General features: G+C 68.6%; 9 protein-coding genes. 7 read left to right on the top strand and 2 right to left on the bottom strand.

The window, feature by feature from the left end; genetic code table 11:
- Nucleotides 1-54: 54 nt before the first annotated feature.
- Nucleotides 55-867 carry an alpha/beta hydrolase gene (locus tag Q0R63_RS17670; RefSeq protein WP_295700228.1) on the bottom strand — a complete coding sequence of 271 codons (813 nt, stop codon included), beginning with the start codon at nucleotides 865-867 and terminating at the stop codon, nucleotides 55-57.
- A gap of 134 nt (nucleotides 868-1,001) precedes the next feature.
- Between Q0R63_RS17670 and dapA the strand changes: the two genes are divergently transcribed.
- The 3 genes from dapA to Q0R63_RS17655 all read left to right on the top strand — a co-directional run bounded on the left by dapA (nucleotide 1,002) and on the right by Q0R63_RS17655 (nucleotide 3,135).
- On the top strand, nucleotides 1,002-1,913 hold the full coding sequence (gene dapA / locus Q0R63_RS17665) for a 4-hydroxy-tetrahydrodipicolinate synthase (protein WP_295700226.1): 912 nt from the start codon (nucleotides 1,002-1,004) through the stop codon (nucleotides 1,911-1,913).
- A 20-nt stretch (nucleotides 1,914-1,933) separates the two neighbouring features.
- Complete coding sequence (locus Q0R63_RS17660; RefSeq protein WP_295700223.1) at nucleotides 1,934-2,497, top strand: GNAT family protein; 564 nt, start codon at nucleotides 1,934-1,936, stop codon at nucleotides 2,495-2,497.
- A gap of 62 nt (nucleotides 2,498-2,559) precedes the next feature.
- Nucleotides 2,560-3,135 (top strand): isochorismatase family protein, encoded by a 576-nt coding sequence (locus Q0R63_RS17655; RefSeq protein WP_295700222.1) that lies wholly within the window; start codon nucleotides 2,560-2,562, stop codon nucleotides 3,133-3,135.
- A gap of 21 nt (nucleotides 3,136-3,156) precedes the next feature.
- Here the strand turns inward: Q0R63_RS17655 and Q0R63_RS17650 are convergent, their stop codons facing one another.
- Nucleotides 3,157-4,512, bottom strand: coding sequence for a cation:proton antiporter (locus Q0R63_RS17650; RefSeq protein ID WP_295700221.1), 1,356 nt, complete (start codon nucleotides 4,510-4,512; stop codon nucleotides 3,157-3,159).
- Here Q0R63_RS17650 and Q0R63_RS17645 point away from each other — a divergent pair.
- The 4 genes from Q0R63_RS17645 to Q0R63_RS17630 form a co-directional block, all read left to right on the top strand.
- Nucleotides 4,421-5,062, top strand: coding sequence for an HAD family phosphatase (locus tag Q0R63_RS17645; protein ID WP_295700220.1), 642 nt, complete (start codon nucleotides 4,421-4,423; stop codon nucleotides 5,060-5,062). The two genes, Q0R63_RS17650 and Q0R63_RS17645, sit on opposite strands and share 92 nt — an antisense overlap.
- A 460-nt stretch (nucleotides 5,063-5,522) precedes the next feature.
- Nucleotides 5,523-5,831: a hypothetical protein gene (locus Q0R63_RS17640; protein WP_295700218.1), complete on the top strand. Its 309-nt coding sequence runs from the start codon at nucleotides 5,523-5,525 to the stop codon at nucleotides 5,829-5,831.
- Between the two features lie 139 nt (nucleotides 5,832-5,970).
- On the top strand, nucleotides 5,971-6,357 hold the full coding sequence (locus Q0R63_RS17635; RefSeq protein ID WP_295700215.1) for a hypothetical protein: 387 nt from the start codon (nucleotides 5,971-5,973) through the stop codon (nucleotides 6,355-6,357).
- A gap of 83 nt (nucleotides 6,358-6,440) precedes the next feature.
- The coding region (locus tag Q0R63_RS17630) for a class I SAM-dependent methyltransferase (protein ID WP_295700212.1) at nucleotides 6,441-6,958 on the top strand (518 nt) is incomplete at its 3' end.

The following is a 6,958-nucleotide window of genomic DNA, read 5'->3' as shown; positions in this document are numbered from 1 at the left end:
CCACGACCTCAGCGCTGGACCACGACCTCGACGGGCGCGGTGTCGGCCGTCCCGTCAGCGGATGCACTCGCGGACGAGTGCGAGGAAGTCGTCCGGCCGCTCGAGCGACGGCAGATGCGCGGTGTCCGGCCAGTCGACGCGCCGAGCCCCCGGTATGCCGCCGATGAGCGCGCGGGCAGCGATCTGGATCGCGTCGAGGTCGTAGCCGCCCACGAGGACCGTTGTGGGGCAGCGGATCTCATCAAGCCGGACGAGAGCGGGCGGGTCGAGCTCGACCTCCTCGACGTCGTGCCAGCCGGCGGTGACCTCGAAGGCGAGCCGCTGCATCCGGGCAACCTGGGCGCACACGTCGGCGTCCAGTGCGCGACCACCCGGGTCTCGGTGCGGGCTGTCCACCCACCAGCGCAGGTTGGCCTCGACCGCCGCCTCGAGGTCGTCCGCAGCCAGAGCCGCGCGCTCTGCCGCGACGAAGTCCTCGAGGTCAGGAGTGAGCTCGGCGATGAGCGACCCGCCGGGCGAGCACAGCAGGAGCGACGCCACCAGGTCGGGCCGGGTCAGGGTGAGCTCGACCGCGACGCCCGCACCGAAGGAGGCGCCGACGAGGTGGCAGCGGGCGACCCCGAGAGCGGCCAGGGTGTCGAGCGTGTCGCCGACGGGGGAGAGCGCACCAACCGGACGGGTGGTCGACCCGCCGAAGCCCCTGAGGTCGAGACGGACGACGTCCTGTTCACCGATCAGGCTCTGCCACAACGGCTCCCACATCCGACGGTCCGCAATCCCCGCGTGCAGCAGGACGACCGGAGGACCACCGGCCGGACCTTCCCTTTCGTAGGCGATCCCGGATGTCGTGCGCTGCGTCGTGGACACCTCTCCCCATCCGAGTGCCGTTGCTGGCGGAGCCCAGCAGACCACCCGAGGAGTCAGGACCGCAACCGGTTTTTCTGCCTCCGCACCGGTCCGCCGCACGGCGTGCGCCGAGCAGCCGGAGTAGTTTGACACCCATGTCGGTGACCCCCACCCGCCCCTTCGGATCGCTCCTCACGGCGATGGTCACGCCGATGACGGCGGACGGGTCGGTCGACCTCGAGGCCGCGGGCACGCTGGCCACCCACCTCGTCGACCACGGCCATGACGGGCTGGTCCTCAACGGCACGACGGGGGAGGCCCCGACGACCCACGCACAGGAGAAGTCCGATCTCGTGCGGGCCGTCGTCGAGGCTGTGGGGGAGCGGGCCATCGTCCTGGCCGGCGCTGGGTCCAACGACACGCAGCATGCGGTCCGGATGGCGGAGCAGGCCGCCGAGGCCGGCGCGCACGGTCTTCTCGTCGTCACTCCCTACTACTCGCGCCCCTCGCAGGAGGGCATCTACCGGCATACCGTGGCGGTCGCTGATGCGACGGGCCTGCCCGTGATGCTCTACGACGTGCCCGGCCGGACCGTGGTGCGCTATGCGCCGGACACGTTGCAGCGACTCGCGGAACACCCCCGCGTGGTCGCGGTCAAGGACGCGACCGGCGACGTCCAGGCCGCCCTCCGTGCCATCGACGCAACCGGGCTGGCCTGGTACAGCGGCGACGACGGCACACTGCTGCCGTTCCTCGCCGTGGGAGCAATCGGGTTGGTGAGCATGGCTGGTCACCTCGTCGGCGACGGGCTGGCCCAGGTCATCCGCGAGTTCGAGGCGGGCGACCCGGCCGCCGCCCGAGCGACCTTCCTCTCGGTGCTGCCCGCGATCGACGTCGTCTGCGGCTCGGGCAACGGAGCCCTGCGCTCCAAGCTGGCGCTGGCCCTGCTCGGCCTGATCCCCACCGCCACGATGCGACTCCCGCACGCACCGGCGGACGACGACGAGGTGCAGGAGGTCCGGGCCGCACTCGTGGCCATGGGTCTCCTGCCCCACGCGGGCCACTGACTCGCGACAGGAGGACCACGATGTATGCCGTCCCGCTGGGGGAGGGTGCCGAGCTCCGCCCCCTGGAGCCCTGGCAGGCGGCCGACTTCCTGGCCCACATGGATCGTGGCCGGGAGTTCATCGGACGCTTCATCGGGTTGCCGGATGCCGTCACCGACCTGCACTCGAGCCGCGCCTACCTCGAGCGCTATGCCGAGAAGGCGGCGAGCGACACCGGCCGCATCCACGGCATCTGGCTCGAGGGGCAGCTGGTCGGGGGAGTGATGTTCCGGACGATGGACGTCGGCCGCGGGAGCGCCGAAGCGGGCTGCTGGCTCGAGCCCGCAGCGGTGGGACGGGGTTTGGTGACGGCGGCGGCGCGCGTCATCATCGACTGGGCGATCACCGAGCGCGGGATCCACCGCGTCGAGTGGGTGGCGTCGGCGGGCAACCTGTCCAGCATCGCGGTCGCAAGGCGGTTGGGGATGACGCGGGACGGTGTGCTGCGGGAGAGCTACCCCTACCGCGGGACGCGACACGACCTCGAGGTCTGGTCCGTGCTGGCGCCGGAATGGGACAGGCCCGAGCGAACCGCGACGGAGTGATTTCGGTGGCAGGTCCTAGCGTGGTAGCGCCCGAGCACGTCATCCCTGTGAAGGAGAGCGATATGACGACACTGCCCCATCGACCCCACACCGCCCTCATCGTGATCGACGTCCAGCAGGGCGTGATGGATCAGGCCTTCCAGCGAGACGCCGTCGTCGCCCGCATCAGCACCCTCGTCGATCGGGCGCGGGCCGAAGACGTCCCGGTCGTCTGGGTCCAGCACTCCAACGAGCAGCTGACGCAGGGGAGCGAGGCCTGGACCTACGTGCCCGAGCTCACCCGGCAGGAGCCGGAGCCCCTGATCCACAAGGTCTCCGGCGATGCCTTCGAGGGCACCGACCTCGAGCCGCTGCTGGCCGCCGCCGGGATCGGCCACCTCGTCGTGACCGGCGCCGAGACCGATGCCTGCATCCGGTCGACGATCCACGGTGCGTTCACCCGTGGCTACGACGTGACCCTGGTCGGGGACGCGCACACGACGAACGACCAGAGCGAGTGGGGCGCCCCACCGCCTGAGCAGGTCATCGCGCACACGAACCTCTACTGGCGGGAGCAGACCGCGCCCGGTCGGGCGGCCTACGTCACGGACACGGAGGACGTCTCTCTCACAGCATTGTCCCCGACGTCTCACCAGTGAAGAGAGCTCGCCCTGAGACGTCTAGGTTGAAGGGCCGGTTTCGAAGACTGCGCGCAGTTGCTCCGCGCCGTCTTCGTCGCTGAGCACCAGGACCTCGACGCCGGTGTGGAGGGTGGTGGTGCCGCGGATCTGGATGAGTACTCCGTCCCTGACGAGGAAATTCATCCACCATTGTTCGGGTAGTTCGTCGAGGTCGGCGATGGCGCGGCCGTCGGCTGGAGCGCCGGCCCGGATGGTGTAGCGGTGCACACCTTCAGGCTCGTCGGCCAGACGGACGCCGATCGCCCAGGGTTCGGGTTCGACCGGCCGCATCGGCAGCCTCAGTAGGTGGGCGACGGTGGGGGTGAGGCTGCCCTGGACCAGGACGGAGAAGATGACGACCACGGCAACGATTCCGTAGAGTCGCCGGGCTTCGGGGACGCCGGCGGCGAGCATGAGCTCGCCGAGCAGCAGCGGGACGGCGCCCTTGAGTCCAGCGAACAGGATGAAGGCGTTCTCGTTGCGACCAAGTCGGGCCGGGATCAGGCAGGCGCCGACGAACAGGGGCCGGATGACACAGGCGACGACGATACCGAGGACCAGGCCGGGTAGCCACACGTTCTCATGGGTCAGTTCGTCGAGGTCCACCGTCAGGCCGAGTAGGACGAAGGCGACGATCTCGGCGATCGCGGCCAGCGCGGAGTGAAATCGTTCGATCTCGCGCTTGTACGGGGCCCGCTCGTCGCCCAGGACGATGCCGGCGACGAAGACTGCCAGGAACCCGCTGCCGTGGGCGAGGGTCGCAGCGCCGTACAGCAGCGCGGCACAGGCCAGGGTGCGGATGGGGTAAAGACCTTCACCGGGAAGGCTGACCCGGCGCGTGAACCACAACAGCGTCCGCCCGCCGACCAGGCCCACGACTGCGCCGACAACCATCTGCAGCAGGAATTGGGTCGCGACGTGGCCGAAAGCGCCGGCGTTGAGGTGGCCGGCAACGATGAGGCTGGACATCAGCGCGATACCGACCGGGTCGTTGGCGCCGGATTCGCCTTCCAGGATGGTGCCGCTGCGGCCGGCGATCTCGCGTTGCCCGAGCACGGAGAACACCACCGCGGGGTCGGTCGGCGCGATCGCGGTCGCGACCAGCAGCGCGAGGTACCACTCGATCCCGAACGCCGCGTGGGCTCGGCGCGTCCCTGGTGAGTGCTGATCGCCGACTGCTCTCCGCAGGCCTGGCCGAGACCCCGACCGCCATGACCCTCCGGCTGCACCTGACGACGTAGCGGCTGGGACGAGAATCACCCGTATGAAGACCTCCGTCCTCCTCGACCATGACGGTGTCCTGGTGGACACCGAGCTCTGGTACTTCACGGCAGGACAACGCGCCCTGGCGGACATCGGCCTGACTCTGGACAAGCACCAGTACCTCCGGGACATGAGCCAGGGAAGGGGCACGTGGGCCGGAGCCAGGGCGGCCGGCGTCGATGAGCAGACCATCAGCAGGCTGCGGGGGATCCGTGACGAGCTGTACCAGGAGTATCTGAGGACGGAAGACATCGAGATCGAGGGCGTCGTCGACACCCTCGCCGACTTGTCGACCCTCGTCCGGATGGCCATCGTCACCACGGCGAAGCGGGCGGACTTCGAGCTCATCCACGAGAAGCGCCAGATCACCCGGTTCGTGGAGTTCGTCCTCTGCCGCGAGGACTACCAGCACTCCAAACCGCACCCGGAGCCGTACCTCACCGGCCTGCACCGACTCGGAGCCACTCCGGGCGAGACGCTGGTGGTCGAAGACTCGTCACGCGGCCTGAGGTCGGCCGTGGCGGCCGGTATCGACTGCGTCATCGTCCACAACGACTTCACCGCAACGCAGGACTTCTCCCGAGCCAGCCACCGGATCGGGACGCTGCTGGAGGTGAAGGACATCGTCATCGGGTCGGCCTGACGTCTAGTGGACACCCTGCGTATCAAGTCTGACCGTATTCAAGGCATCCCGCGGGGGCTGCTTCGCGTAGGCTGGCGGTTCAACCTCACCGGATCGCGCCACGTCACGGCGCAGCAGATGACTCGATATGAATCTCGCGGGATGCCATTGCGGCCCCGGCCGTCTAGAACCATCAACCGCCAGTGGACGAAGTCGCACCTGAGCTCCTGGGAGCACCTCGTCAGGCGCGCTCAGGCTGGCGTCGCGTCGCATCTCTCTGGATGTCCGCAGTGCGATGGCGACGATGGGCTCGAAGCTCGTGATCGGCTTGAAGCGCTAATCGTGCGCGGTGGTCGCAGGGGGAGAACGCTAGCGAGCGTAGTCGCCGTGCTCAACGACCGGTTCAAACGAGCAACAGTGCCGAATCCGCAAGCCGCCGGCGGCGGCCAATGGTGGCGCGGTCGGCATCTTGACTGAGCCGATGGACGCCACATCGCAGCGACTGGTGGACCGCTGGCCGGTTCTGGGAGGACAGCTTCGTGACGCACTCGTTGCCGAAGGCGAGGAGTCTCTGGCGGCACAAATGGAGACGCTTCGCGTTGTGGCGCGCTGTGGCTGCGGTGACGACTTCTGCCAGAGCTTTTACACAGCGCCAAAGCCGGACGGGGCGTACGGGCCGGGGCACCGGAATGTGCTGCTCGATCCGCCGTGGTCAGGGATGTTGATCCTCGACGTGGTCGATGGCTTGATTGCCTACGTCGAGGTGCTCGACCGCGACCCGCTGGATTAGACCGTGAGCCCGCGGGTAGTGGACACCCTGCGTATCAAGGCCGGTCGCAAAGCTCTGCCGATCCGCGCCCGTCGCGGCACGAGCAGGCGACCAGGGGGCGACGATGAACTCGACCTGCCGTTCACCGATCATGGACGTCATGGAGGACCAGCAGGCGCCGCGGTTGGCCGATGGTGAGGCGAAGGTCATCACGCTCTGCGGCTCGACCAAGTTTGCGGCTGAGTTCGCGACGGTCAACCGACGGCTCACGATAGAAGGTTGCGTCGTGATCAGCCTCGGAATGTTCGGCCTCCCCGATCTGCCGGACTACGACTGGGCAGCCGATAGCTCGGACCTGAAGGGGCGGCTCGGCCGCGTGCACTTCCAAAAGATTCGCATGGCCGACGAGGTGTACATCGTGGATCCGGGCGGCTACGTAGGTGAGTCAACCCGACGGGAGATTGCCTACGCGGAGTCGCTCGGCAAGCCGGTTCGGTATCTGAGTCGCGAGGGCTTTGATCGAGCGGGAGACGGCCCCCAAGAGTGAGTCCGCCCGGGCGTGCCGGGTAGGCGGCGGTCCTCCCTGGGGCGAGCAGGCGAGAGGGACCGGTGATCCGGCATCATTCGCTCATGGTTGAGGAGAACTCGGTAACTCACACTGCTGGCGCAGTCCGCGGCGACTCGAGCCGTCCATGGCAGACGCTCGCGTCGGGCTTCGAGCAGGCCCGGGCCCGCGAGGACTCGCTGGATCGGCTCGTCGAGTGGCCTGCGCAGCGCGCCCTCCTCGGTGACGTCAGCGGGCTCGCCGTCCTGGACGCTGGCTGCGGCAACGGGACCAAGATTGCGCAGCTGGCCAGTGACGGGGCCGCCGCGTCGGTCGGCGTGGATATCAGCGGGAACTTCATCGCGCCACCGCCGGGCGTCGAGCTCATCGAAGGTGATCTCTCCGATCTGGCGGCGGTGCCGGGGCTCGCGGGTCGACGGTTCGACCGGATCCTGTTCCTGCAGTCCTTCGGGTACGCCGCGGACGGGGTCAAGGCCCTGCAGGCCGCGCGCGAGATGTTGACCGAGGACGGCTTTATCCTGCTCACCCGGACCTGTCAGCGATCACGAAATTCCCCAGGTCTGAAGGGTTCTCGATCACGTAA

This window comes from Lapillicoccus sp., from assembly GCF_025353065.1.
Classification (GTDB): Bacteria; Actinomycetota; Actinomycetes; order Actinomycetales; family Dermatophilaceae; genus Lapillicoccus.
This window is presented reverse-complemented; position numbering and strand designations above follow the sequence as displayed.

Coding starts and splice junctions, on each gene's coding strand:
- Q0R63_RS17650 (WP_295700221.1), bottom strand. CDS start 4,512: ATGTCCGCCAGGGCGCGTTGTCCTGCCGTGAAGTACCAGAGCTCGGTG.
- Q0R63_RS17640 (WP_295700218.1), top strand. CDS start 5,523: ATGGACGCCACATCGCAGCGACTGGTGGACCGCTGGCCGGTTCTGGGA.
- dapA (WP_295700226.1), top strand. CDS start 1,002: ATGTCGGTGACCCCCACCCGCCCCTTCGGATCGCTCCTCACGGCGATG.
- Q0R63_RS17635 (WP_295700215.1), top strand. CDS start 5,971: ATGGAGGACCAGCAGGCGCCGCGGTTGGCCGATGGTGAGGCGAAGGTC.
- Q0R63_RS17655 (WP_295700222.1), top strand. CDS start 2,560: ATGACGACACTGCCCCATCGACCCCACACCGCCCTCATCGTGATCGAC.
- Q0R63_RS17660 (WP_295700223.1), top strand. CDS start 1,934: ATGTATGCCGTCCCGCTGGGGGAGGGTGCCGAGCTCCGCCCCCTGGAG.
- Q0R63_RS17645 (WP_295700220.1), top strand. CDS start 4,421: ATGAAGACCTCCGTCCTCCTCGACCATGACGGTGTCCTGGTGGACACC.